At 50.0% G+C, this 23,389-nt stretch carries 26 protein-coding genes; all 26 read left to right on the top strand.

Going from position 1 to position 23,389, the window contains the following annotated elements; translation table 11 throughout:
- Positions 1 to 100: 100 nt before the first annotated feature.
- The 26 genes from DEALDRAFT_RS05140 (at position 101) to mreD (ending at position 23,380) form a co-directional block, all read left to right on the top strand.
- The gene (locus DEALDRAFT_RS05140; protein ID WP_008515519.1) at positions 101 to 2,746 is read left to right on the top strand and encodes a valine--tRNA ligase; all 2,646 of its coding nucleotides are present in this window, start codon (positions 101 to 103) and stop codon (positions 2,744 to 2,746) included.
- Between the two features lie 19 nt (positions 2,747 to 2,765).
- Positions 2,766 to 4,061 (top strand): bifunctional folylpolyglutamate synthase/dihydrofolate synthase, encoded by a 1,296-nt coding sequence (locus tag DEALDRAFT_RS05135; RefSeq protein ID WP_008515518.1) that lies wholly within the window; start codon positions 2,766 to 2,768, stop codon positions 4,059 to 4,061.
- A gap of 335 nt (positions 4,062 to 4,396) precedes the next feature.
- Positions 4,397 to 5,719 carry an electron transport complex subunit RsxC gene (gene rsxC / locus DEALDRAFT_RS05130; RefSeq protein WP_008515517.1) on the top strand — a complete coding sequence of 441 codons (1,323 nt, stop codon included), beginning with the start codon at positions 4,397 to 4,399 and terminating at the stop codon, positions 5,717 to 5,719.
- Between the two features lie 28 nt (positions 5,720 to 5,747).
- The gene (locus tag DEALDRAFT_RS05125; RefSeq protein ID WP_008515516.1) at positions 5,748 to 6,674 is read left to right on the top strand and encodes an RnfABCDGE type electron transport complex subunit D; all 927 of its coding nucleotides are present in this window, start codon (positions 5,748 to 5,750) and stop codon (positions 6,672 to 6,674) included.
- Positions 6,674 to 7,489 carry an FMN-binding protein gene (locus tag DEALDRAFT_RS15895; protein ID WP_008515514.1) on the top strand — a complete coding sequence of 272 codons (816 nt, stop codon included), beginning with the start codon at positions 6,674 to 6,676 and terminating at the stop codon, positions 7,487 to 7,489. The genes DEALDRAFT_RS05125 and DEALDRAFT_RS15895 overlap by 1 nt, the downstream gene beginning before the upstream one ends.
- 15 nt (positions 7,490 to 7,504) lie before the next feature.
- Positions 7,505 to 8,107: an electron transport complex subunit RsxE gene (gene rsxE, locus DEALDRAFT_RS05115; protein ID WP_008515512.1), complete on the top strand. Its 603-nt coding sequence runs from the start codon at positions 7,505 to 7,507 to the stop codon at positions 8,105 to 8,107.
- A gap of 14 nt (positions 8,108 to 8,121) precedes the next feature.
- Positions 8,122 to 8,697, top strand: a complete 576-nt coding sequence (gene rsxA / locus DEALDRAFT_RS05110; protein WP_008515511.1) for an electron transport complex subunit RsxA — start codon at positions 8,122 to 8,124, stop codon at positions 8,695 to 8,697.
- Between the two features lie 12 nt (positions 8,698 to 8,709).
- Positions 8,710 to 9,495 (top strand): RnfABCDGE type electron transport complex subunit B, encoded by a 786-nt coding sequence (locus DEALDRAFT_RS05105; protein WP_008515510.1) that lies wholly within the window; start codon positions 8,710 to 8,712, stop codon positions 9,493 to 9,495.
- A 137-nt stretch (positions 9,496 to 9,632) separates the two neighbouring features.
- The gene (gene moaC / locus DEALDRAFT_RS05100; protein ID WP_008515509.1) at positions 9,633 to 10,136 is read left to right on the top strand and encodes a cyclic pyranopterin monophosphate synthase MoaC; all 504 of its coding nucleotides are present in this window, start codon (positions 9,633 to 9,635) and stop codon (positions 10,134 to 10,136) included.
- Complete coding sequence (locus tag DEALDRAFT_RS05095) at positions 10,123 to 10,635, top strand: Na+/H+ antiporter subunit E (protein WP_008515506.1); 513 nt, start codon at positions 10,123 to 10,125, stop codon at positions 10,633 to 10,635. The genes moaC and DEALDRAFT_RS05095 overlap by 14 nt, the downstream gene beginning before the upstream one ends.
- Positions 10,625 to 10,924 carry a monovalent cation/H+ antiporter complex subunit F gene (locus tag DEALDRAFT_RS05090; protein WP_008515504.1) on the top strand — a complete coding sequence of 100 codons (300 nt, stop codon included), beginning with the start codon at positions 10,625 to 10,627 and terminating at the stop codon, positions 10,922 to 10,924. The genes DEALDRAFT_RS05095 and DEALDRAFT_RS05090 overlap by 11 nt, the downstream gene beginning before the upstream one ends.
- Positions 10,921 to 11,253, top strand: a complete 333-nt coding sequence (gene mnhG, locus DEALDRAFT_RS05085; protein WP_008515503.1) for a monovalent cation/H(+) antiporter subunit G — start codon at positions 10,921 to 10,923, stop codon at positions 11,251 to 11,253. Before DEALDRAFT_RS05090 ends, mnhG begins: the two co-directional genes overlap by 4 nt.
- Positions 11,246 to 11,485, top strand: a complete 240-nt coding sequence (locus DEALDRAFT_RS05080; RefSeq protein ID WP_008515501.1) for a hydrogenase subunit MbhD domain-containing protein — start codon at positions 11,246 to 11,248, stop codon at positions 11,483 to 11,485. The genes mnhG and DEALDRAFT_RS05080 overlap by 8 nt, the downstream gene beginning before the upstream one ends.
- Entirely contained in the window at positions 11,485 to 11,754 is a 270-nt protein-coding gene (gene mbhE, locus DEALDRAFT_RS05075; protein ID WP_008515498.1) for a hydrogen gas-evolving membrane-bound hydrogenase subunit E, read from the top strand. Before DEALDRAFT_RS05080 ends, mbhE begins: the two co-directional genes overlap by 1 nt.
- Before the next feature lie 25 nt (positions 11,755 to 11,779).
- Positions 11,780 to 12,226, top strand: coding sequence for an MnhB domain-containing protein (locus DEALDRAFT_RS05070; RefSeq protein ID WP_008515496.1), 447 nt, complete (start codon positions 11,780 to 11,782; stop codon positions 12,224 to 12,226).
- The gene (locus tag DEALDRAFT_RS05065) at positions 12,213 to 12,596 is read left to right on the top strand and encodes a cation:proton antiporter subunit C (protein ID WP_008515494.1); all 384 of its coding nucleotides are present in this window, start codon (positions 12,213 to 12,215) and stop codon (positions 12,594 to 12,596) included. The genes DEALDRAFT_RS05070 and DEALDRAFT_RS05065 overlap by 14 nt, the downstream gene beginning before the upstream one ends.
- On the top strand, positions 12,593 to 14,083 hold the full coding sequence (locus tag DEALDRAFT_RS05060; protein ID WP_008515493.1) for a complex I subunit 5 family protein: 1,491 nt from the start codon (positions 12,593 to 12,595) through the stop codon (positions 14,081 to 14,083). The genes DEALDRAFT_RS05065 and DEALDRAFT_RS05060 overlap by 4 nt, the downstream gene beginning before the upstream one ends.
- Positions 14,084 to 14,146: 63 nt before the next feature.
- Entirely contained in the window at positions 14,147 to 15,628 is a 1,482-nt protein-coding gene (locus DEALDRAFT_RS05055; protein WP_143753388.1) for a complex I subunit 5 family protein, read from the top strand.
- 5 nt (positions 15,629 to 15,633) lie between these two features.
- A complete protein-coding gene (locus DEALDRAFT_RS05050; RefSeq protein WP_008515488.1) occupies positions 15,634 to 17,832 on the top strand; it encodes a complex I subunit 5 family protein in 2,199 nt (732 codons plus the stop codon).
- A 132-nt stretch (positions 17,833 to 17,964) separates the two neighbouring features.
- A complete protein-coding gene (locus tag DEALDRAFT_RS05045; RefSeq protein WP_008515487.1) occupies positions 17,965 to 19,002 on the top strand; it encodes an FAD:protein FMN transferase in 1,038 nt (345 codons plus the stop codon).
- The gene (locus tag DEALDRAFT_RS05040) at positions 19,002 to 19,532 is read left to right on the top strand and encodes a Gx transporter family protein (RefSeq protein WP_008515485.1); all 531 of its coding nucleotides are present in this window, start codon (positions 19,002 to 19,004) and stop codon (positions 19,530 to 19,532) included. The genes DEALDRAFT_RS05045 and DEALDRAFT_RS05040 overlap by 1 nt, the downstream gene beginning before the upstream one ends.
- Before the next feature lie 11 nt (positions 19,533 to 19,543).
- Positions 19,544 to 20,125, top strand: coding sequence for a Maf family protein (locus DEALDRAFT_RS05035; protein ID WP_008515483.1), 582 nt, complete (start codon positions 19,544 to 19,546; stop codon positions 20,123 to 20,125).
- Between the two features lie 4 nt (positions 20,126 to 20,129).
- Entirely contained in the window at positions 20,130 to 20,828 is a 699-nt protein-coding gene (gene radC / locus DEALDRAFT_RS05030) for a RadC family protein (RefSeq protein ID WP_008515482.1), read from the top strand.
- A gap of 100 nt (positions 20,829 to 20,928) precedes the next feature.
- Positions 20,929 to 21,966 carry a rod shape-determining protein gene (locus tag DEALDRAFT_RS05025; RefSeq protein ID WP_008515480.1) on the top strand — a complete coding sequence of 346 codons (1,038 nt, stop codon included), beginning with the start codon at positions 20,929 to 20,931 and terminating at the stop codon, positions 21,964 to 21,966.
- 32 nt (positions 21,967 to 21,998) lie between these two features.
- A complete protein-coding gene (gene mreC / locus DEALDRAFT_RS05020; protein WP_008515478.1) occupies positions 21,999 to 22,865 on the top strand; it encodes a rod shape-determining protein MreC in 867 nt (288 codons plus the stop codon).
- On the top strand, positions 22,865 to 23,380 hold the full coding sequence (gene mreD / locus DEALDRAFT_RS15890; protein ID WP_008515477.1) for a rod shape-determining protein MreD: 516 nt from the start codon (positions 22,865 to 22,867) through the stop codon (positions 23,378 to 23,380). The genes mreC and mreD overlap by 1 nt, the downstream gene beginning before the upstream one ends.
- The last annotated feature ends 9 nt before the right edge of the window (positions 23,381 to 23,389 follow it).

The raw sequence follows: 23,389 nt of genomic DNA, 5'->3' as shown, positions 1-23,389 counted from the left end.
CTGTCCCCTTTGTCTCATGTCCACTTTTCTTGACATCACTTATGCCATTGGGTATATTGAATAAAGACATTATGCGTTTTTTAGTTAGGAGGCTTTTTATATGCCCGATAAAAATCTTGCTCCTGTTTATGATCCTGCCAACGTGGAGGACAGGCTGTACCAAAAGTGGTTGGATAATAACAATTTCCAGGCGCCGGGTGATCCGGACAAAGAACCTTTTACCATTGTAATTCCCCCGCCCAATGTAACCGGTACACTACATATGGGACATGCACTGGATAATACCATTCAGGACATTTTAATCCGTCGCAAGCGCATGCAGGACTTTGATACCCTGTGGCTGCCCGGCACCGACCATGCCGGTATTGCTACCCAGATTAAGGTGGAAGAACACCTGGCTGCCGATGGGGTATCCCGTTATGATTTGGGACGGGAAGCTTTCCTTGATAAAGTATGGGACTGGAAAGAGGAGTACCATGCCCGCATCATCAGGCAGCTGCAGAAGCTTGGTGTTTCCTGCGACTGGTCGCGGGAGCGTTTTACCATGGATGAGGGCTGTTCCCACGCCGTGCGCGAAGTTTTTGTTACCCTGTATGAACGGGGCCTGATTTACCGTGGTGATTATATTATTAACTGGTGCCCCCGCTGCCTCACGGCCCTTTCCGATATTGAGGTGGAACATGAAGACCAGGAAGGGGCACTGACCTTTATCCGTTATCCCCTTACAGACAGCGATGAGCATCTGGTGGTGGCCACTACCCGTCCGGAAACCATGCTGGGTGATACGGCGGTGGCGGTTCATCCCCAGGATTCACGCTACCAGCATCTGATTGGCAAAACAGTAATGCTGCCGCTTATGAACCGGCCCATTCCGGTAATAGCCGATGACTATGTGGATCCGGAGTTTGGCAGTGGAGCGGTAAAGATCACACCGGCTCATGACCCTAATGATTTTGCCATGGCGGAGCGCCATAACATTCCCTCGGTGGTGGTTATCGGTAATGACGGCACCATGACCGAGGAGGCGGGAAAATATTCCGGGCTGGACCGCTATGAGGCCCGCAAGCAGGTGGTGGCGGACTTAAAAGAGGCCGGCGTTCTTTTAAAAGCCGAAGACCACACCCATGCGGTGGGGCACTGCCAGCGCTGCAGTACGGTAATTGAACCGCTTTTGTCCAAACAGTGGTTTGTGCGCATGAAACCTCTGGCCAAGCCGGCCATTGAACGGGTTAAAAACGGTGACATCCGTTTTGTGCCGGAGCGGTTTACCAAGGTTTATTTAAACTGGGTGGAAAACATCCGGGACTGGTGTATATCCCGTCAGATTTGGTGGGGGCACCGCATTCCGGCCTGGTACTGTGACTGCGGCGAAACAATTGTTTCCAGAGAAGAGCCGCAAAGCTGTAAGCAATGTGGAAGCTCTTCTTTGGTACAGGACGACGATGTGTTGGATACCTGGTTCTCTTCTGCACTCTGGCCTTTTTCCACTTTGGGTTGGCCCGATGAAACAAAGGACCTGAAACATTTCTACCCCACCGATGTGCTGGTTACCGGCTATGATATTATTTATTTCTGGGTAGCCCGCATGATTTTTATGGGGCTGGAGTTTATGGAGGAGATTCCTTTCCATACCGTATATATCCATGGACTGGTGCGTGATGCTCAGGGACGTAAAATGAGTAAATCCCTGGGGAACGGTGTGGACCCGCTGCAAATTATTGATGAGTACGGGGCAGATACCCTGCGGTTCACTTTGATTACCGGGCAGGGACCCGGCAATGACCAGCGCTTCCGCCAGGAGAGTGTGGAAAACAGCCGTAATTTTGCTAACAAAATCTGGAATGCTTCCAGGTTTGTATTAATGAACCTGGATGATTTTACGGTGGACCAGGTTGATCTGTCCAGCGGTCTGACCGATGCTGACCGCTGGATTCTGCACCGGTATAACAAAACGGTGCGGGAAGTAAATCGTTTAATGGATGCCTACGAACTGGGTGAGGCTGCCCGCACAATCTATGAATTCCTCTGGAGCGATTTTTGCGACTGGTATATTGAGATGGCAAAAATACCGCTGTATAACGCAGAAAGCGAAGCGGAAAAAAACGCGGTCCGTTCTGTGCTGACCTATGTGCTGGACAGGACACTGCGCCTTTTGCATCCCTTTATGCCTTTCATTACCGAGGAAATCTGGCAAAAACTCCCCCATGAGGGAGAAACCATTGTGCTGGCGCTCTTCCCTGAGTATGATGATTCCCTGGACTTTGCCCGGGCCCATGCCAATATGGATGTGGTGATGGAAGTTACCAGGACTGTGCGCTATTTGCGCAGTGAAGTGCAGCTGCCCCCGGCCAAAAAGGCCAAGGTAATCCTTCATACCGGTAGTGATGCTGCTGCCGCGGCGTTAAAGGACGGGACATCCATGCTGCAGAAGCTGGCATCCCTGGATGAGGTGGAGATTGTTTCTACCCTGGCGGAAAAACCCAAACAGGCGCTGACCGCCGTTGTGGGCGATACAGACATTTACCTGCCGCTGGTCGGACTGGTTGATCTGGAACAGGAATTGGCCAGACTAAAAAAAGAGTTGAAAAAGCTGGATGCTGAACTGAAGCGCTCCGCCGGCAAGCTTTCCAACCAGGGTTTTCTGGCCAAGGCCCCGGAAGAAGTGGTGGCCGAAGAAAGGGCCAAGGCAGAGGATTATCAGCTTAAACGCGACAAGGTGGCAGAACGTATCCGCAGTTTAGAGTAACGTCAGGAGGCCGCAAGCTTTGAACTATAATGAAGCAATTGACTGGATTCACAGTTTGTACCGCTTTGGCATCAATCCCGGCCTGGAGCGGATAACCGAGCTGCTCAGGCGACTGGAAGATCCCCAGAAAAAAATCCGCTGCATTCATATTGCCGGAACTAACGGGAAAGGATCCACCGCCGCTTTTCTGGCATCCATGCTGGAGGCCCAGGGCCTGCAGGTGGGCCTGTATACATCCCCCTATTTAGAGGCATTTACAAATCGCATGGCCATTAACGGCGGCGACATTGATGAAAACCGGTTGGCTGAACTGGTGACCCAAATCCGCAGGCATGTGGAGGAAATTTCGCAGACGGAAGCGGGCCAGCCCACAGAGTTTGAGGTGGTTACCGCTCTGGCTTTTCTTTATTTTGCAGAGGAGCAGCCTGACTGGGTAATTATGGAGGTGGGCCTGGGAGGGCGCCTTGATGCCACCAATGTAATTGAGCCGGCTGTGTCGGTACTGACCAATATCGGCCTGGAGCATACGCAGGTGCTGGGCGATACCATCTCCGCCATTGCCTTTGAAAAGGCCGGCATTATTAAACCTTCTACCCCCGCTGTTACCGCGGCGGAAAAAGAGGACGCTTTGCAGGTGTTTCGCTCTGTGGCCGTGGAGCGGGGCGCCACTTTGGTAGAAATGGACAGGGATTTTGGATATGAACAACTGTCTGCTTCCCTCGACGGCCAGGTATTTAACTATTGGAGCAGGCAGCGTAAGCTGGATAATCTGCAGATTTCCCTTTTGGGGCCGCATCAGGTCCGCAACGCGGCGCTGGCTGTGGCCACCAGGGAATTACTGCCTGTCCCCCTTGATACAGACGCTATTTACCGCGGACTGGCGGCGGCCAAATGGCCCGGCAGGTTGGAGGTTTTTTCCCGCCGCCCTCTGGTGCTGGTGGATGGTGCGCATAACATTGACGGAATTAAAGCCCTCAAAAGCGCGCTGGATACCATTCTGGATGGCCGCCCTCTCCGGTTGGTGCTGGGGATACTGGGTGATAAGGCGGTGGATGAAATTCTCAGCCTAATTGTGCCGCTGGCCACAGCGGGATTGATTGTTACCAAGCCGGATAACCCCCGGGCGTCAAACCCCCGGGAGGTGGCGGAGCTTGCCCGCCGCTATACAAGCGCTCCGGTGGCGGCAACTGACACGGTGGAGGAGGCGGTGGCGCTGGGGCTTGCCCAAACCGGTGAGGAAGAAGCCCTTTGCATCTCCGGTTCTTTATACACCATCAGCGAAGCCAGGGAAGTTTTGAAAAAACATTTTCTCTAAAGATATGAAGAAAAACTCCTGTGAGTCCAGGAGTTTTTTCGTATAATAATATATTTATGTGAATTCAATATTTTTGAATTTGAGGGCAGGTATTTTAGTGTCGATGTTGAAATTGTTTTATGTTTGCGGAATGTTTCACTTCTAAAACTAATAAGAAAAGAAGGGGAGGCTTATACGCTTAAAGGTTTATTGGTGTATGCGCTATGTTTTTCCTGCGCTGGAATGAAAATTTTGACGAAAAAAAAAGACTGGTGCAGGATTTCTCATAGATTTCTCGAATACCTCAATGTTCAGCAAAAATATTAAAATTTTATTAAAAGGGGTGAATTGAGCATATGAGCTTTAAGACGTTTAAGGGAGGCGTTCATCCCGGCCACTTTAAAAGTGCGACCGAGAAGAAGCCTGTCGTCCCAGCAAAGCCCCCCACTGTGGCTATCATCCCGATGTCGCAGCATATTGGCGCACCTTGTGAGCCTTTGGTGGCTGTAGGGGACGAAGTGAAAGTGGGTCAGAAAGTCGGTGACAGCAAAGGATTTGTCTCTGCCCCGGTTCACTCCAGTGTGTCCGGTAAAGTGGTTAAGATTGACATGTGTAACCATCCGCTGGGCCGTCCGGTTCAGGCTGTGTTCATTGAGAACGACTTCCAGGATACCTGGCATGAAGATGTAAAGCCCAATGATGACTGGAAGAACCTTGGTGTGGATGATTTGAAAAAAATAATCCGCGAGGCAGGGATTGTAGGAATGGGTGGGGCCACGTTCCCTACGCATGTCAAGGTATCTCCGCCACCGGATCAGAAGATTGACTACGTGTTAATCAACGCGGCTGAATGTGAACCGTATCTGACATCCGACCACCGGGCCATGCTGGAGCGTCCGGAAGATGTGGTCATCGGCCTGCAGACCGTAATGAAGGTTGTAAATGCGCCGAAGGGGTACATCGGCATTGAGGACAACAAGCCCGATGCGGTGGAAGCCATGAAGAAAGCGGCGGAAGGAATTGACAACATTGAGGTGCACGCTCTGCACACCAAGTATCCGCAGGGCGCAGAAAAGCAGTTAATTAGTGTATTTACCGGCAGGGAAGTGCCCTCCGGCGGCCTGCCCTCCATGGTGGGTTGTGTAGTGCAAAACGTTGGTACATGCATTGCCATTTCCGAGGCTATTCGTTTAGGGAAGCCTTTGATTGAGCGCAACGTCACAATTACCGGTTCCGGTATTAACGAGCCGAAAAACATGCTGGTTCGCGTGGGTACGCCCATGGAAGAGGTAATCGAGCAGTGCGGCGGCTTTAAGCCCAATATCCGTAAGATGATTCTCGGTGGACCCATGATGGGTCTGGCCCAGTCCGGTCCGGAGAATCAGCCGGTCATTAAGGGGACATCCGGTATTCTCTGCCTCACCGACGCTGAGGTAACGCTGGATGAAATCCGTCCCTGTATTAAGTGTGCCAAATGTGTGGAAGTCTGCCCCGTCAGCATCATGCCTCTCTTTATCGGTGGTTCGGTGGAGCACGGCATGTACGACAAGGCGGAAGCATTTAACGCTATGGATTGTATTGAATGTGGTTGCTGCACATATATCTGTCCTGCCAAACGTCCGTTGGTACAATGGATCCGGATGGCCAAAGGTGATATTGCGGCCAAACGCAGAAAGTAACGTGCAAAGGTAAAGGAGGGATAACCAGATGGAAAGAAAACTAATCGTTACGTCATCGCCGCACATTAAAACACCTGAATCGGTGCAAAGCGTGATGATCGACGTTCTCGTAGCTTTATTTCCCGCCGCACTGGCCGGTGTGATCTTTTTTGGCTGGCCCGCACTTTTAACCATGGTGCTCTGCACAGTTTCCGCCATGGTCGCCGAAGCGCTGGTGCTGAGGGAAAAGAATATTTTTGGCGACGGCAGTGCTGCTGTAACCGGCTTGCTGTTGGCTATGGTGCTTCCGCCTGCAGTGCCCTGGTGGATCAGTGTGCTGGGTGGTGCCATCGCAATTATTATCGGTAAGCAGGTCTTTGGTGGAATTGGTAACAATATCTTTAACCCGGCTCTGGTGGCCCGCGCCATTTTGCTGGCATCCTGGGCAGGTCATTTAACTTACTGGGTTCGTCCGGTGGACTTAACTACGGCGGCAACACCGCTGGAGTTGGGCGCCGATGCTTTTAGCTTTACTAATCTGTTTGTGGGCGCCATTCCCGGTTCTTTAGGTGAGACAAGCGCCTTTGCTCTCATTCTCGGCGCCGCCTGGTTGTTCTATAAAGGACACATTGACTGGCGTATTCCCGGCGGCTATATCGGTACAGTTTTTGTAATGGGTCTGTTGTTTGAAGGGTTCGGCTCGCCCATGGCCATGGTTTCCGCAGGGCTGTTCCATGTGCTGGCCGGTGGTGTGCTGCTGGGTGCTCTGTTTATGGCCACCGATATGGTAACCTCACCCGTTACAGCACGGGGCCGTCTAATCTTCGGTATCGGCTGTGGTGTGATGACCATGCTGGTGCGTCTCTACGGCGCATTCCCCGAAGGCGTGACATTTGCTATCCTCTTAATGAACGCCCTCACACCGTTGATTGACAACCTGACCCTGCCCACCAAATACGGGGAGGTGGCTAAATAATGAAAGACATTATCCGTAACGGGCTGATACTGGCCATTATCTGTGCGGTGGCGGCCGGGGCTCTGGCGGTTACCAATGACATTACCTCAGCAGTTGTTGAGGCTCGTATATATGAGGAAACGGTAGCTGAGCTGGAAGAGCTGTTCCCCGCCATCGAAGATTTCGAGGAAAAAGAAGTGGACGGCTATAAAGGTTTTGTGGCCTATGATGCCGACGGTAACTACATCGGCGTTCTGGCCGAAGGACGCACCGAAGGCTACGGCGGTACCATCCGCTTTAACCTGGGTGTAAACGATGAAGGTGAAATTGTTGGTGTAACCGTCATTTCTCAGTCGGAAACAGCCGGCCTGGGTGATGTGATTACCCGGGCAGACTACCTGGAGCAGTTTGAAGGCCTGGGGTTAGAAGATAACATTGCTGATCATGTGGATGTTATTTCCGGTGCAACTGTCTCTACCCGAGCCATGATAAATGGAGTAGAAAGTGAATTGATGGAAATTGTCCTGCGCTTCGGTGATGCGGACGCTGTTCCTGATGCTCCCACCGTTGATATGGACGCGCTGGAAGACGGCACCTACACCGGAACCGCTTCCGGGTTTAAGAGTGACGTAACTGTGGAAGTTACAGTATCCGGTGGAGAGATTACTGAAATAACTGTAACCGACCACGATGATACACCAGGTATCTTTGCCGATGCCGAGCAGGTTATCGACGACATCATTGCCGAGCAGTCCCTTGATGTTGATGCGGTAAGCCAAGCTACAGGCAGCAGTAATGGAATTAAGAATGCCGTGCTAAATGCACTGGCGCAATAGCCGGGGGGTGAAAAGATGAGTATTATGAAAGAATTTTCCAAGGGCATTATCAAAGAGAATGCCGTCTTCCGGTTACTTTTGGGGCTCTGTCCCACACTGGCTGTTACCGGTTTGGCAGAGAACGGCTTTGGAATGGGTCTTGCCACCACTGCGGTGCTTGTGGCTTCAAACCTGGTAATCTCCCTTTTAAAAGGGGTAATCCCATCAAAAATCAGAATTCCCATTTTTATTATCGTTATCGCAACGTTTGTTACCATGGTAGATATGGTGCTTAATGCCTATATGCCTGTACTACATTCTCAGTTGGGCATTTTTGTGCCGCTGATTGTGGTAAACTGCCTGGTGCTGGGACGTGCGGAAGCATTTGCTTCCAAGCAACCTGTCATTCATTCACTGGCCGATGGGTTGGGTATGGGCCTTGGGTTTACGCTGGCGCTGACAATTCTGGCGGCAGTCCGCGAACTGTTGGCACAGGGTACCATCTTTCAAATTGAAATCCTCGGAGCTGATTGGTATCAGCCATTTCAGGTCTTTGGCTCACCGGCAGGAGCGTTCCTGGCTTTGGGTCTCTTGCTGGCCGTAATGAGTGCGTTATCTGCGAAGTTTAAACTGGAGTAAAGGAGGGGTAGACTGTGGGTGAAATTTTTGCAATTGTTTTCGGGGCCATTTTTGTCAGTAACTTCGTGCTGGTCCGTTTTCTGGGTATCTGCCCGTTTATGGGCGTTTCCAAAAAAGTAGACACTTCACTGGGAATGGGTATGGCGGTAACGTTTGTTATGGGTATGGCCTCTTTGGTGACATGGATTCTGCAGTATTATGTGCTGGAACGCTTTGATTTACAGTATCTGCAGACCATTGTGTTCATTCTGGTAATTGCTTCACTGGTTCAGTTTGTGGAACTTGTTGTTCGTAAGGTCAGCCCCACTCTATACCAGTCTTTGGGCATCTTTTTGCCCCTGATTACCACTAACTGTGCAGTACTGGGTATGGCAATTCTCAGTATCCAGGAAGGCTACAATCTGTTTGAAGCGGTAGTTTTTGGCTTGTCGGCTGCTGCCGGTTTTACTCTGGCGCTGGTTATATTGGCCGGAGCGCGGGAACGTCTGGACATGGCTTTTCTGCCCAAGCATTTCCGCGGTGTATCCATTGCGATGATTATAGCCGGAATCCTTTCCCTTGCTTTCGGGGGATTCACAGGCATGATGTAGGAGGCGTAAAATATGGATTTAATACCAGCAATTGCAAGCCTGGGCGGTCTGGGGTTGGCTTTTGGCGGGGCACTGGCATTTGCCTCTCAGAAGTTTGCTGTTGAAGTGGACCCCAAGGTGGAGATGGTACAGGAAATGCTGTTGGGCGCCAACTGCGGTGCCTGCGGTTATGCCGGTTGTGCTAAGTTTGCCGAAGAAGTGGTGGCAGGGAAAGCACCGGTTTCCGGCTGTACTCCCGGCGGAGCCTCTGTGGCAAACAAAATCGCTGAAATCCTGGGAGCCGAAGCGCCGGATGCCGAGGCCAGGCACGTAGCGCAGCTCACTTGTGCGGGCGATTGCGCCACTGCCAAGGAAAAGCACCAGTACCATGGTGTAAAGGATTGTAAAGCTGCTCTGATGTTTTCCGGTGGCCCCACTGCCTGTTCCTATGGTTGTTTGGGTCTTGGCAACTGTGAGCGCGTTTGCCCGGTAGATGCCATCACCATGAGTGATAAGGGTCTGCCCATCATTGATGTGGATGCCTGCATCAGCTGCGGCAAGTGTAAAAACACCTGCCCGCGGCAGGTAATCGAACTGGTAAATGCAAAGACAGTGCACCACGTACGCTGTAAGTCACAGGATAAGGGCAAAAAGGTCAAGGAAGTATGTGAGCGCGGCTGCATTGCCTGTAACATCTGTGTTAAAAAATGTCCGGTGGATGCTATCCGCATGGAAAACAACATCGCCACCATTGACAGCTATATTTGCAACAACTGCGGAACTTGCGTGGAAGTATGCCCACGAAACACCATCGAATAACAAAGCGGTGCGGAAGGGTTTCCCTTCCGCACCATTTTAACTAATGTAACATGCGTTCCAGTTTTTTTCCGTTGACAGGTGTTTAGTACGGGTGTACACTAGAAGCATTGCCTGACCGGAAAGATGCGGAGGATAAAATGGATAAATTGACACATATCAATGAACAGGGCCGCGCTAAAATGGTGGATGTGTCCGCCAAAAACAGCACAAAACGTGTGGCTGTGGTCCGTGGTGAGATAAAAATGAAGCCGGAAACACTGGAGCGAATCGCTGCAGGCGGAATTGCCAAAGGCGATGTGCTGGCGGTGGCCCAGGTGGCCGGCGTAATGGCCGCCAAAGATACTGCCCGGCTTATTCCCATGTGTCATCCGTTATTTCTGACCTCCGTGGATATAAAATTTGACCTGGACAGGGAGCAGTCGCTGGTTGAGATTGAGGCGACGGTAGGTACCACAGGCCAGACGGGGGTGGAGATGGAAGCGCTTACTGCCGCATCGGTGGCGGCGCTTACCATTTATGATATGTGTAAAGCAGTTGACAAAGATATGGTTATCGGAAACATTCGTTTAATGGAAAAAGCCGGCGGTAAATCCGGCCACTATTTGCGCGGTGAAAGGGAGGGTAGCAATGAGCAAGAATAAATACGGTGCAACATTTTGGGTAATGGTTGGCATCTTGTTTATATTCTGGATTCTCATTACCTGGCGCGTAAACTGGCAGCACCTGCTCATTGGTGCTCTCTGTTCCTACGGTATTGCGCGCTTCAATCATGATTTGTTGTTAAAGCCGGAGGAGCGTCCATTATATCATAAAGCCACCATCGGCAGATGGATCAAGTATTTCTACATTCTGGTGGTGGAGATTTTTAAAGCCAACTGGGACGTGGCCAAGATTGTGCTAAGACCAAAGATGGATATTTCTCCGGGGTTTGTCAAATACCGTACTGAGGTTAAAAAGCCGCTGAACCGTGTGATTCTGGCTAACTCCATTACGCTGACGCCGGGTACGCTAACGGTGGAAGTTGAGGAAGGCATCTTTTATGTTCACGCCATTACCCGCCAGAATGCTGAAGATGTGGCAACATGGGACATGCAGGACAAGCTGACTGAAATCGAGGAGTTGGAAAAACATGTTTCCTGAACTTAGCTTAATCGAACAGATTATGATTGGTACCGGAATTATTATGGCGATTGCCACTTTTCTCTGTCTGTACCGGGCTGTGGTGGGCCCCAGTGAAGCAGACCGGGTTGTTTCAATTAATATTATCGGCACCAAAACGGTGGTTATTATCTCAATTGTGGCGATGGTCTTTGATCAGGAGTTCTTCCTGGATGTAGCCATGGTTTATGCACTTATTAGTTTTGCCACCACCATCGGTATTGCCAAATACATGGAAAGGGCGCCCTGGAATAAGGAGGACAGCCAATGAATGTCATAATTACAATACTGCTTGCCGCCGGCACCTTTTTCTTTATGGTAGGAGTTGTGGGCCTGTTGCGGCTACCTGATGTTTATACCCGGATGCACGCCACCACCAAGTGTGATACCCTGGGAGCAGGCTTGATCCTGCTGGCCCTGGCCCTTTATTCCGGAATATCTGAGGCCAGCGTAAAACTTCTTTTTATGATCCTTTTTATCTGGATAACAAACCCCACTTCAGCGCACGTAATCGCCCGCGCTGCTTTCCTGAATAAAGCCAGAGTATGTGAAGGTTCATACGAGCTGGACAAGACCGGGGAGGTGCGGTGCAGTGACTGAGGTTCTTAAGTATCTGCTGCTGGTTTTTCTCGTAGTTTGTGCCATCTTCGTAGCACGGACAAGGGACTTGCTGGCCGCAGTTATTATCTTTGCCGCTTACAGCCTGACTATGGCAATTCTTTGGCTGATGCTGGCAGCGCCGGATATTGCCATCACAGAAGCGGCAATGGGTGCAGGTGTAACCACATTTTTGCTGGTGGCCACCATCAGTAAGACCAGGAGGGAAGAATAATGCGCAAAATATTAACCGTTGTTCTTCTGGCAGTCATTGGCATCATGTTGGTAGTCACCGTACTTGAAATGCCGGCTATTGGTGATCCGAACAATCCTACCAATAATGAAGTTCCGCAGCGTTATCTGGAACAGGGCATTGAGGAAACCGGCGCCGTGAATATGATTGCCAGCATTATTACCGACTACCGCGCTTTTGATACCATTGGCGAAGCTACGGTGCTTTTTGTGGCCATTGCCGCCGCCATTGCCAACTTGAAGGCGCACTGATGCAGATGCGAGGTGACTGACCGAAATGGAAGACGTAATTGTTCGCTATATCAGCCGAATTATTTTGCCCTTTGTACAGCTCTATGGGCTGTACGTAGTGGTTCATGGCCACCTTTCACCGGGGGGCGGGTTTTCCGGCGGGGCTATTATTGGTGCCAGTATGATTCTGTTTGCCCTGTCCTTTAACCTAAAGGAAGGTTCTAAAAAAATCTCCCATGATGTTTCCACCGTATTGGAGAGTGGTGGTGCAGTCTTGTTCGCCACCATTGGTATTGCGGCCATTTTTATGGGCACTAATTTCCTGGGCAACAGAGCGGCCGGCTTCCCCATGGGTGAGTTGGGCGATTTGTTTAGTGCCGGAGCAATACCCATTATTACCTTTGGGTTGGGTATCAAAGTAGCCAGTACCATGATTACATTGTTCTATAGCCTGATTGAGGGAGAGGAGGACCACAGTCATGACCATCACTGAGATTCTGCTGCGACTGCACCAGAACAGTTATTATTTCTTTGCCATCGTCCTCTTTGTCATCGGCTTTCATACCATGCTTACCCATAATAACCTGATTAAGAAAGTTATCGGCATGAATGTGATGGAGACCGCAATTTTCCTCTTTTTTGTGGCCACAGGTTATGTGTATGGCGGTCGCGCCCCCATCATCGAGCCGGGTGCCGGCCACACCTATGTAAACCCGCTTCCTTCCGCACTTATTCTTACCGGGATTGTTGTTGCCGTCAGTGTAAGTGCTTATGCACTTAGTTTAATTGTTAAAATTTATAAAGCTTACGGCACCATTGATGCCGAAGAGATTATGCGCATCCGGGGAGGTGAATCCCTGTGAGCCTGACACAACACTTTCCCGCCTTAATTGTGGTAGTTCCGCTGTTCTTTGCTTATCTGGCACCGGTTTTCAGCCGCTGGCGCAAGAATTGGGTGGCTCCAGCTACCCTGAGTGCCCTGGTATTTATGTTGCTGGCCTCACTGTACATGGTCTGGCAGGTAATGACCACCGGGCCCTTTACCTATGAAATGGGTAACTGGCCGCCTCCCTGGGGGATTGAACTTACCGTTGATTATCTGGCGGCATTTGCCTCCGCCACCCTGTCGGCTCTGGGTCTGATCATTCTGTTTTATGGTACAAAGGATCTGCTTCACGAGCTAAAAGAAGGCGTGGTGGGCTGGTACTATACTCTGTATCTGCTTTTAATGGCCTCCATGCTGGGCATGGTGCTGACCAATGACCTATTTAACTTATTTGTTTTCGTAGAAATTTGTGCTATTGCTTCCTGTGGGATAATATCGATTAAAGAGAGCCGTGAATGTATTGAAGCGGCCTTTAAATACCTGGTTTTGTCTGCTGTAGGTTCCGGGTGTATTCTTCTGGCAATTGCTATGATTTATATGGTAACCGGTCATTTGAATTTCGTCTTTGTGTCCGGGGCACTGCAGGAGGCCATGTATCTTTATCCGTATAATCTTTTGGCTGCCCTGGCACTGTTACTGACCGGCCTGGGTGTTAAAGCGGCGCTGTTTCCCCTGCACGTCTGGCTGCCGGATGCCCACTCTTCTGCCCCTTCTCCATCGTCGGCAGTGCTTTCCGGGCTGGTTATTAAAGTGTACGCCATTGTAATGATTAAACTGTTGTACAAGGTATTCCCGGCAGAAATGTTAGGTATGGTTCCGGTGATGGAGATTCTTTTATGGATGTCCACCCTGGCCATTGTAATTGGTTCCATGTTTGCCATTGTGCAGGATGATATCAAAAAGATGCTGGCCTATTCCAGTATTGCGCAAATCGGTTATGTTTTCCTGGGCGTGGCCCTGATGAGTGAGACCGCTCTGACCGGAGGTATTTTGCATATCCTGAACCACGCCATTATGAAGGCGATGCTCTTTCTTTCTGCCGGTGCATTTATTTACTGTACCGGGACGCGCAAGCTCAGTCAGCTTAAAGGAATCGGGCATACCATGCTGATTCCCACGGTAGCCTTTAGTATCGGAGCTTTTGCCATGGTGGGCATACCCATCACCAATGGTTTTATCTCCAAGTGGTATCTGGCATTGGGTTCCCTGGACATCGGCAGGCCCTTTTTCGCCGCCGTTATCCTAATCAGTAGTCTGCTTAACGGCATCTACTATTTGCCCATTATTGTAAATGCATTCTTCGGTGAGCCTGAAGGACGTGTGGCGGAACCGAAAAAGTTGCCCCTGCAAATGTCCGCTCCCCTGGTGCTTTTGGCTTTTGGTGTCATCTGGTTTGGTGTGTTTCCCTCCACGGTGTTGGGGGTCGTTACCAGGGCTGCCCAGTCACTTCTGGGATTATTATAAATTCGACATCATGAAGTGAGCTGCAGAGAATCTTTCATCAAAAGGAGATGAATTATCGTGGAAATGGCGAGCTCCTTCCTGCCTGTCTGGGTTGTGATGTTCCCCCTGGTTATGACTTTGGTAATCTACTACGTGGAACAGCATTCAGAAAAGATGCGCAACGCTTTGGCAGTATTTACTTCCGTCGTGACTTTCCTTTCCGTCGCGGCCCTGTATCCGTATATTATGGAAGGAAACATTATTCAGTTCAGCGTATTGGAATTGCTGCCTAACCTGGAAATTTCCTTCCGGGTAGATATACTCAGCTTTTCCCTGGCGCTCTTGTCGTCATTTGTCTGGATGCTGGTGGCTATTTATTCTTTGGACTATATGTGCCATGAGCATGGTTGCAACCGCTATTATCCGGTATTAATGATTACCCTGGCCGGTTGCCTTGGAATTTTCATGGCCGGTGATTTCTTCACTCTGTTTGTATTCTTTGAATTAATGTCGCTGATCTCTTATGTGTTGGTGGTCCACGAAGAAACCATCGACGCTCTGCGCGCCGGTTATAAGTATCTGATTATGACCATTATCGGCGGTCTGGCTCTCTTCTTTGGTATAATTATTACCTTCGAACTGGGCGGTTCCGTCTCTTTAAGCACTGAGACCACTTTAATAGCGGAACAAAGTACATTGGCATTTTTTGCTTTTATTTCTTTCTTGATTGGTTTTGGAATGAAAGCCGGCATGTTCCCGCTGCACGTCTGGCTCCCTGACGCCCATCCGGTGGCGCCGTCACCGGCCAGTGCCCTGCTTTCCGGGATCATGCTGAAAACGGGTGCTTATGGCTTATTGCGTGTAATCTTTCACGTGTTCGGCATCGAGTTTATGCAGGAAACAGGCTGGACGCTGATTATTGCCGTGGTAGCTGTAATTACCATCCTGCTGGGCTCCGCCGTAGCCATCACCCAGGAAGATTTAAAGCGACGCCTGGCCTACTCCAGCGTCGGTCAAATGGGTTATATTTTGCTGGGTATTTCACTGCTTACAGAGCGGGCGCTTATCGGCAACATCTTCCATATTTTCAGTCACGCATTTATGAAAAGCACCCTCTTTTTGGCGGCCGGCGCCATTATCCTGAAAACCGGTAAACGTAACATTAAGGATTTGGGCGGTATAGGTAAGCAGATGCCCTTTACCATGTTTGCCTTTACTCTGGCCGCATTGGCTATGATCGGTATTCCGCCATTTAACGGTTTCTTAAGTAAGTGGACGTTGGCGCTTGGTGCCATGGATGCAGGTGTACCTTTTTATGTTCTGATTCTTTTAATCAGCAGTTTGCTAAACGGTCTTTATTATCTGCCTATTATCATTTCCGCTTTCTTTGGTTTAGAACACGGACATGAGCATGAACCGGTTAAGATTAATGAAGCGCCTTATAAAATGCTGATTCCCGTAGCTATTCTTGCAATAAGTACGCTTTTGTTTGGGCTGCTGCCTTCCAATCTGCCCTTCGACCTTTCACGGGTAGCCGCTGATTTCTTACTCAGGGGAGGATTCTAAACATCATGAGTTTTCAAGCTGCACAGGAGATCATGGCCACAACTGAAAATATTACCTCACTATTGCCGGTGGCAGCAATTGTTTTCCCGCTGTTAGGTTCATTTATCGTCTTCCTGGCAGGCCTTTACTCAGCGCGACTGCGCAATGTGTTGGCGGTACTGACGGCTCTGGTTACTTTCGGCATTGTAATGTCCATTTACCCCTATGTTCAACAGGGGCCACTGGTATATCATTTTGCCGACGTGATGAATTACGGGCTTTATTTCCGTGCTGATTTTGTCAGCTTTGTCTTTGCCGTCCTGTTTGCCGGAAGCTGGCTTTTGGCCACAATTTATGCCACTGTCTATATGAAAGAGGAGCATGCGCAGAACAGGTTCTACTTTTTCCTGATTTTCACCCTTGCGCATTGTCTGGGAATTGTTTTGGCCGGAGACCTGTTCAGCCTGTTTTTGTTCTTTGAGTTAATGACTTTCTCCTCTTACGTCTTAATTATTCACCGCCAAACTCCCGCGGCGCTTAGGGCCGGTAGTATCACCATTTACATGGGTGTGGCCGGCGGCCTGGCGCTTTTGATGGGGATCTTTATCATGTACTGGGGCCTGGGCACCTTAGAGATTGCCCCCATGCTGGAAGAGATACTGGCGTCCGGAATCAATCCGCTGGTGGTTATCCCTCTGTTTATGGTGGGTTTCGGTACAAAAATGGGGATGGTGCCGCTGCATATCTGGTTGCCGCGGGCCTATGAAGAAGGACCGTCCCCTGTCAACGCCATTTCCTCAGCTGTAATGTTAAAAGCGGGAGCCTACGGCTTAATCAGGGTAATGGGGATGATTTTTACCCCGGCAGACCCCACCGTAGAAATTGCCGGTGCGGAAATTATGACCTGGATAGGTTTTGCCACCATCTGGTTTGGCCTTATCACCATGGTGGTGGGTGCCGGACTGGCTATGCTTCAAAATAATGCTAAGCGTATTTTAGGCTGCAGTAGTATTAGTCAGATGGGCTATATTCTGATGAGTATCGGCGTTGCCGTATTCCTCGGTTACGACCGGGGCGGTGTTGGTTTTGCCGGAGCAATGTATCATATAATAAATCACTCTATTTTTAAAGCCTCCCTCTTTTTTACGGTGGGAGCAGTATACCTGATAACAAAAGATGTGGATATCAGCCGCATTGGCGGTATGGCCAAAAAGGTACCCTTCCTGCTGGTAACATTTATGATTGCCTATATCGGCATTGCCGGGATACCGGGAGGAAACGGCTATGCTTCCAAAGCCATTATGCACCGGGCCATAGATTACTCCTACACTTACGGCGGACAGTTTACCAGCCTGTGGTGGGGAGAAAAGATCTATGTGCTGGCCAGTGCCATGACCGTTGTGTATTTTGCCAAGCTGTTAAACGGCCTCTTTTTGGGCCGGACGAAGCCGGAACAAGAAAAGCTGGACTTCTCTGTTTCACCGCTTATCAAAGCAGTGTTGGGAGTTTTTGCAGCGGGTATTTTGGCCATTGGGCTTTTCCCCAACTTTATCCTCAACAATTATGTAATACCCGCCAGTGCCGGATTCACCTTTGACCCCTATGTTTTTGATTCTTTGCGTGAAATAAACTTTTTCCTCTGGTATGACTTAAAAGAGCCGCTAATTGTCTTAGGGGTGGCTGCGGTCATGTATCTCTTCCTGGATCATACCCGCGGCTTCCAGTGGAAAGCACCGGAATGGTTTAGTATTGAGTACGTTTTTTTCCTGCCGCTGTCCCGGTTCTTTTTAAACACTTGCTGTAACTTCGGAGCTTCCTTTGACTCCGGTATCAACAAGACCTATCTGCAGACAGGCAAGATTGCTTCCAATATGTGCAAATACGTCAGTAACTTTGATTCCTCAATTAACGATGCCTATGAGAAATCCGGCAACGTTGCCCGTCGTCTGGCGGAGCGCACGGAGCACTTTGACTCTTCACTCAACGAGGCCTACGAGAAGTCCGGAGAGTATGCAAGGCGAATGGCAGATAAGTCTGCCGATTTCGACGGCTCACCGGATGAAGTGCATGAGCACTCCGGTGAAGATACCAGAAGTCTTTGGGATAAAATGCGGGGTCGCCCGTCGGATTGGAACATTAAGAACCTGAATTTCGACTCACTTTTGATGGCGTTAATGTTAGGGCTGTTCCTCTTTATCCTTATTTACTACAACTGGATTAACTAACAATAGCCGGGAGAATTACTCTTGGAAAAATAGCGAAGAGGCGCCATTTGGCGCCTTTTGCCGTATTGTGTTGCGTGTATGCAGTATCCGTGGTAAACTGATTGCAGACTACACAAAATGGAGCGATGACAGTTGACAAAATTGCCGAAGAGAACAATAGTTGGTGTTCTGGTGGCTGCGTTACTAATTGTTGCAGCAATCTTTTTTCAGCAGCAGGGTAACGGGGGAAATGGAGATGCTTTCGAACTGAGACGTTCGGAATTTTTAATGAGCACCGTGGTGGAAGCTTTGGTCTATACTGAAGATGAAGCGCTGGGACAAGAAGCACTTAGTGCGGCGTATCGCCGTGCTGCGGAGCTTGAGGCTATTATGGACAGGCATCAGTCAGACTCGGACGTGGCAAAAATAAATGCGGCGGCGGGTCAAAACCCTGTGGCCGTATCTGAGGAAACTTTTGAGGTTATCCGTCAAGGCGTGGAATTTGGCCAAATGACAGGAGGCGCCTTTGATATTACGGTGGCGCCGGTTATGGAATTGTGGGGCTTTGGCTCCGGTGAGAACCGGGTTCCCGATGATGAAGAGCTGGAGCGTGCCCTTGAGTTGGTGGACTACAGAAAAATTCATCTGGATGAAGAACGCCTGGAAGTATTTCTGGAAAAAGAGGGAATGGAACTGGACCTTGGTGGTATCGCCAAGGGATATATTGTGGATCAGGCGCTGCTCACAATGCAGGAAATGGGCATTGAGTCTGCTTCTTTTGATGCGGGTGGAGACATTCGTGTGTTGGGAATAAAACCGGATGGCACTCCCTGGCGCATCGGTATTCGTGACCCCAGGGACCGGACCAACCTGGCGGCCATTGTGGAGCTGGACGACCAGTCGGTGGTAACTTCCGGTGACTATGAACGTTTCTTTATGGAAGATGGCCAGCGCTATCACCATATTCTTGATCCTGATACCGGCATTCCCACCCGCGGCCTGACCAGTGTGACAGTTCTCGGTGAGGATGCCATAACCACTGATACTCTCTCCACCGGACTTTTTGTCATGGGATTGGAAAGCGGCATGGAGCTAATTGAATCACTGGCCGATACCGAGGCAATCTTTATTACCGACGACGGGCAGGTTCACACTTCCTCCGGCCTGGATGATCAGGTGGAAATCCTGTAATGATGCAAACTAGAAAATTAACCCACATTGCCATTCTGATTACCTTTGCCCTGGTTATTCATACCGTGGAAGCAATGGTGCCGGTACCAATGATTGTGCCCGGTGCCAAACTGGGGCTGGCCAACGTAATTACGCTGCTGACATTTGTAATTTATGGTTTTAAATCTGCCATGTTTATTGCGGTGATTCGGGCAATTTTGGGCAGTATATTTATAGGGAACTTCTTGGGTTTTGGCTTCTTTCTCAGCTTTGGCGGAGCAGTTTTATCGACTCTGGCCATGGCTCTAGGCATTTCACTTTGGCGGCGTGGCGCTGTATCCCTGATAGCCGTTAGCATAATGGGAGCGGTGGCACATAATACCGCCCAGGTGTTAATTGCCAGTATTCTGATTCAGAACATTAATCTGCTCAGGCTGTATTTACCCCTGCTTTTGTTTTTGGCGCTGCCCACCGGTTTTTTTACCGGCCTGGTGGTCATTTATGCCGAAAAAGCCCTGTCCAAGGTTATTAAGGATGTAAAACAACAATAACAGGTGTTTATATGACAAAACTGATTTTGGCATCGGCATCGCCGCGCCGCGCCCAGCTTCTGCAGCAGATCGGGTTAAAGTTTGCAGTAAAGGTTAGCGGTGTGGATGAAAATGAAAATGAGAAGGACCCGGCCAGGCTGGCAAAACGCCTGGCCCTGAATAAAGCTAATGCCGTGGCAATGCAGCTGACCCAGGGCATAATTATTGCTGCCGATACCGTTGTCTGCATTGACGGTAAACTGCTGGGAAAACCAAAAGATTCGATGGAGGCAAAAGAAATGCTGCGCTCTCTTTCCGGACGGACCCATCATGTTTTAACGGGAGTAGCTGTGATAGACAGTGAAAATCACCGGACATTGGATCATGTGGAGACAACAGCGGTAAAAATGCGGCATTTGCGGGAAGAAGAAATTGACGGCTATGTGCAAAGCGGCGAACCCTTTGACAAGGCCGGCGGCTATGGTATTCAGGGTAAGGCGGCTATCTTTGTGGAAAAGCTGGATGGCTGCTACTTTAATGTGGTGGGGTTGCCTTTATCGGCTCTCTGCCTGATGCTGGAGGAAATGGGGGTCCAAATCTGGGGAAGGAGCTGAGGACATGACATCACGGCGCCTGACCATCAAGGATTTACCACCTAGTGAAAGGCCGAGGGAACGGTTACTGGCCAACGGCACTCCGTCTTTATCCGATGCAGACCTGATTGCCATTCTGATTCGCAGTGGTACCAGGGAGGAAACGGCAGTACAACTGGCAGAGAGAGTACTTCTTAATGTGGGAGGATTGCAGGAACTGCCGCGCTGCGGTGCCGATGATATCCTGTCCATTAAGGGATTAGGGCCGGCCAAGGCCGTAACAATTCTGGCTGCGGCGGAATTGGCAAAACGTCTTTCTTCCCGCTTGCGCCATGAGTCGGTCACCGTATCGTCCCCCGGCGATGCGGCAGGACTGGTGATGGAGGAAATGCGCCATAATCTGCGTGAACATTTCAGAGCCATCATGCTGGATACAAAAAACAAAGTATTGGGCATCGAAGAAATTTCCATCGGCAGCCTGAATACATCACTGGTTCACCCGCGGGAGGTGTTTCGCCCCGCAATCCGCAAAGCATGCGCCAGTATTATCCTGATTCATAATCACCCCAGCGGAGACCCCACACCAAGCCGTGAGGATTTGGACGTGACGCGCCGTTTGCGGGAAGCGGGACGGCTAATAGGAATCGAGATATTGGACCATATTATTATCGGGGACGGAAAGTTTATAAGCTTTCGTGAAAAAGGGCTTTTATCCTCAGACTAAAAAATGAAAATACTGTAAACTTTAACTTTTATGTTGAGGTTGGTGACAAAACTGATATAATGTAATATAGCAGATTTTAATGATGAAAGGGGAAGCTTTAATGCGCTTTTTGACGAAATATTTTTCCCGGGATATTGGTATTGACCTGGGAACCGCTAATACATTAGTGTTTGTGAAAGGGAAGGGTATAGTATTGCGCGAGCCCTCCGTTGTGGCTATCCGCAGGGATAATGGAGCAATTTTGGAAGTTGGGGAAGAAGCCAAACGCATGATTGGCCGTACCCCCGGTAATATTGTGGCTATCCGTCCCATGAAAGACGGCGTAATCGCAGATTTTGACGTAACGCAAACCATGCTGCGTCATTTTATCGCCAAAGCCTACCGGCGGAAAACAATGTTTAAAGCACAGGTAGTGGTTTGTGTTCCCTCCGGTGTAACGGAAGTGGAGAAACGGGCCGTAATTGATGCCACCAAACAGGCCGGTGCCAAGGAAGCATTTCTTATTGAAGAACCTATGGCGGCAGCCATTGGTGCAGGGTTGCCTGTGGAAGAGCCCACCGGTAGTATGATTGTGGATATTGGCGGCGGCACCACCGAGGTGGCCATTATCTCCCTGGGCGGCATTGTTACCAGCCGCTCCATCCGCGTAGGTGGAGACGAAATGGACGAATCTATTGTTCAGTACATTAAAAGAAGTTATAACCTTATGATTGGTGAGCGGACCGCCGAGGAAATTAAAATTACCATCGGTACAGCTTACAGAGAACAGGACGAAGACCGGACCATGGAGATTCGTGGCCGCGACCTGGTTACCGGGCTGCCTAAAACTCAGGTAATCACCGATTCAGAAATTGAATCTGCCTTGGCCGATCCCGTGGCCAGCATTCTGGAAGCCATTAAGATTACTTTGGAAAAATCACCGCCGGAGCTGGCTGCCGATATCATGGACAAAGGGATAGTTATGACCGGCGGCGGTGCGCTTTTGCACGGCTTGGACAAGCTGGTGGCCAAAGAAACGGGGATGCCCGTTTATATTGCTGAGAATCCGTTGGATTGTGTGGCGTTGGGTGCAGGAAAATCACTTGGGGAAATCGAATTATTACGTAGAGTCGCCCTCTCGCCGCGGAAGGCTATGTAGCTTGGCAGGGCAAACAGATAAGGGTGGAATAAATGCTGGTGCCTAAGCCGAAAGGGAACCGGAACAAAAAAATTATCTCACTTCTATTGCTATTGGTTTTGCTACTCGGTACGGCAAAAATCACAGCCGACCGGCAAAGCATCACGGTGGTAGAAGAAGTATTGCTGACTGTTGTGGCCCCTGTACAAGGGGTCTTTCAGCGTTTAACGCGTTCAGTGGAAAGCACGTTGGCCACTGTGCAGAACTATCAGCTGATGCTGGAGGAAAATGAGCGGTTACATGATCAGCTCGCCGCAACAGCTGCCATGGAAGTTCGACTGATTGAATTGCAGCAGGAAAATAATCGTCTGCGTGCCATGCTGGATTTCCGGGAACGCAGTGATTATGAACTAATCCCAGCCGCTGTGGTGGCCAGGGACCCCAGTAACTGGTTCTATACCATTACCATTAACCGGGGCAGGAACCATGGTGTCCGTGATGGCATGGCGGTGATGACCAGTGAAGGGTTGATAGGCAATGTCTATTCAACTCAGGAATTTTCCTCACAGGTGCTGCTGTTAACCGATGGCAGGCGTGCTGTCAGCTCGCTGGTGCAGCGCTCCCGGGAGCCGGGAGAAGTGGAAGTGGGCGTGGTGGAGAACGACCCGGACAGACCTGGTTACCTGCGCATGATAAACCTTCCCCGGGAAGCAAATATCCAACCCGGTGATACCATTATATCTTCCGGACTGGGCGAGATGTTTCCCAAAGGGCTGTTAATCGGTCATGTGTTGGAAACAATGGAAGACGAACTGGGTATTACGCAATACGCCCTCCTAAAGCCGGCGGCAAACTTTAACCGGCTGGAAGAAGTTTTTGTGGTGGATTCCCAGGGGGATTCAGACGGGGAGGAGTCCTAGTGGGCCAGGTTATAATTTTTGCACTGTTTGTCATCAGCCTGACATTGCAGGGCTCTGTGTTGTCATTGGCAGGGCCCGATGGTGTACATCCCGATATATTGCTGGTTATTGTGGTGGCTCTGAGCCTGCTCTCCGACAGCAAGCGGGGAGCCCTGGTGGGGTTGGCCGCCGGGCTTTTGCAGGATATTCTCTTTGGTGCGCCCCTTGGTTTTTTTGCCTTTACCAAGACTCTTACCGGAGCACTGGCCGGCCTTTTTGCCGATGAAATCTATAAAGATTTCGTGCTTGCCCCCATGCTCCTGGTGATAACTTTTTCGGTTTTTAATGACGGCCTTACTTTCTTCCTGCAGAGACTCTTTGCAATCCCTCAGCCTCTATCATTGGTACAATACCTGCAGCAGTATTCCCTGGTACGCATGGCTATGCATTTCTTTATTATGGGCCTGATTTACCCCAGCCTTTACCGGGCACAAAAACGCCATCTGTTATTTGCAGAAACAGAAGGCATGGATTAGCGGAGGCGT

Source organism: Dethiobacter alkaliphilus AHT 1 (genome assembly GCF_000174415.1).
Taxonomy (GTDB): domain Bacteria; phylum Bacillota; class Dethiobacteria; order Dethiobacterales; family Dethiobacteraceae; genus Dethiobacter; species Dethiobacter alkaliphilus.
This window is presented reverse-complemented; position numbering and strand designations above follow the sequence as displayed.

Excerpts from the sequence above, each read along its gene's own strand:
- DEALDRAFT_RS05140 (WP_008515519.1), top strand. The coding sequence starts at position 101 with ATGCCCGATAAAAATCTTGCTCCTGTTTATGATCCTGCCAACGTGGAG.
- rsxC (WP_008515517.1), top strand. The coding sequence starts at position 4,397 with ATGAGCTTTAAGACGTTTAAGGGAGGCGTTCATCCCGGCCACTTTAAA.
- DEALDRAFT_RS05125 (WP_008515516.1), top strand. The coding sequence starts at position 5,748 with ATGGAAAGAAAACTAATCGTTACGTCATCGCCGCACATTAAAACACCT.
- DEALDRAFT_RS15895 (WP_008515514.1), top strand. The coding sequence starts at position 6,674 with ATGAAAGACATTATCCGTAACGGGCTGATACTGGCCATTATCTGTGCG.
- rsxE (WP_008515512.1), top strand. The coding sequence starts at position 7,505 with ATGAGTATTATGAAAGAATTTTCCAAGGGCATTATCAAAGAGAATGCC.
- DEALDRAFT_RS05105 (WP_008515510.1), top strand. The coding sequence starts at position 8,710 with ATGGATTTAATACCAGCAATTGCAAGCCTGGGCGGTCTGGGGTTGGCT.
- moaC (WP_008515509.1), top strand. The coding sequence starts at position 9,633 with ATGGATAAATTGACACATATCAATGAACAGGGCCGCGCTAAAATGGTG.
- DEALDRAFT_RS05095 (WP_008515506.1), top strand. The coding sequence starts at position 10,123 with ATGAGCAAGAATAAATACGGTGCAACATTTTGGGTAATGGTTGGCATC.
- DEALDRAFT_RS05090 (WP_008515504.1), top strand. The coding sequence starts at position 10,625 with ATGTTTCCTGAACTTAGCTTAATCGAACAGATTATGATTGGTACCGGA.
- mnhG (WP_008515503.1), top strand. The coding sequence starts at position 10,921 with ATGAATGTCATAATTACAATACTGCTTGCCGCCGGCACCTTTTTCTTT.
- mbhE (WP_008515498.1), top strand. The coding sequence starts at position 11,485 with ATGCGCAAAATATTAACCGTTGTTCTTCTGGCAGTCATTGGCATCATG.
- DEALDRAFT_RS05070 (WP_008515496.1), top strand. The coding sequence starts at position 11,780 with ATGGAAGACGTAATTGTTCGCTATATCAGCCGAATTATTTTGCCCTTT.
- DEALDRAFT_RS05065 (WP_008515494.1), top strand. The coding sequence starts at position 12,213 with ATGACCATCACTGAGATTCTGCTGCGACTGCACCAGAACAGTTATTAT.
- DEALDRAFT_RS05055 (WP_143753388.1), top strand. The coding sequence starts at position 14,147 with ATGGCGAGCTCCTTCCTGCCTGTCTGGGTTGTGATGTTCCCCCTGGTT.
- DEALDRAFT_RS05050 (WP_008515488.1), top strand. The coding sequence starts at position 15,634 with ATGAGTTTTCAAGCTGCACAGGAGATCATGGCCACAACTGAAAATATT.
- DEALDRAFT_RS05040 (WP_008515485.1), top strand. The coding sequence starts at position 19,002 with ATGATGCAAACTAGAAAATTAACCCACATTGCCATTCTGATTACCTTT.
- DEALDRAFT_RS05035 (WP_008515483.1), top strand. The coding sequence starts at position 19,544 with ATGACAAAACTGATTTTGGCATCGGCATCGCCGCGCCGCGCCCAGCTT.
- radC (WP_008515482.1), top strand. The coding sequence starts at position 20,130 with ATGACATCACGGCGCCTGACCATCAAGGATTTACCACCTAGTGAAAGG.
- DEALDRAFT_RS05025 (WP_008515480.1), top strand. The coding sequence starts at position 20,929 with ATGCGCTTTTTGACGAAATATTTTTCCCGGGATATTGGTATTGACCTG.
- mreC (WP_008515478.1), top strand. The coding sequence starts at position 21,999 with ATGCTGGTGCCTAAGCCGAAAGGGAACCGGAACAAAAAAATTATCTCA.